The following is a 740-nucleotide window of genomic DNA, read 5'->3' on the forward strand; positions in this document are numbered from 1 at the left end:
GCGGTCGTGACAGGCGCAGCAAGCGGCATCGGCAAGGAAATCGCGCTGGAGCTCGCGCGCGCGGGCGCGGCGGTCGCGATCGCGGATCTGAATCAGGACGGCGCGAACGCGGTCGCCGAGCAGATCAAGCAGGCGGGCGGCAAGGCGATCGGCGTCGCGATGGACGTGACGAACGAAGACGCGGTCAACGCCGGCATCGACAAGGTTGCCGAAACGTTCGGCTCGGTCGACATCCTGGTGTCGAACGCGGGCATCCAGATCGTCAATCCGATCGAGAACTATGCGTTCGCCGACTGGAAGAAGATGCAGGCGATTCACGTGGACGGGGCGTTCCTGACGACGAAGGCCGCGCTCAAGCACATGTACCGGGACGATCGCGGCGGCGTCGTGATCTACATGGGCTCGGTGCATTCGCACGAGGCGTCGCCGCTGAAGTCGGCGTACGTGACGGCGAAGCACGGGCTGCTGGGGCTTGCGCGCGTGCTGGCGAAGGAAGGCGCGAAGCACAACGTGCGCTCGCACGTGGTGTGTCCGGGCTTCGTGCGCACGCCGCTCGTCGACAAGCAGATTCCGGAGCAGGCGAAGGAGCTCGGGATCAGCGAAGAGGAAGTCGTGAAGAAGGTGATGCTCGGTCAGACGGTCGACGGGGTGTTCACGACCGTCGAGGATGTCGCGAAGACGGTGCTGTTCCTGTCGGCGTTCCCGAGCGCGGCGCTGACCGGCCAGTCGTTCATCGTCAG

At 65.7% G+C, this 740-nt stretch carries 1 protein-coding gene; it reads left to right on the top strand.

The annotated features are described in order from the left end of the window. Positions 1-740, top strand: a 740-nt coding sequence (locus WS69_RS21065; RefSeq protein ID WP_156438289.1) for a 3-hydroxybutyrate dehydrogenase, incomplete at both ends; no start/stop codon positions are given.

This window comes from Burkholderia sp. BDU5 (assembly GCF_001522845.1).
GTDB lineage: Bacteria > Pseudomonadota > Gammaproteobacteria > Burkholderiales > Burkholderiaceae > Burkholderia > Burkholderia mayonis.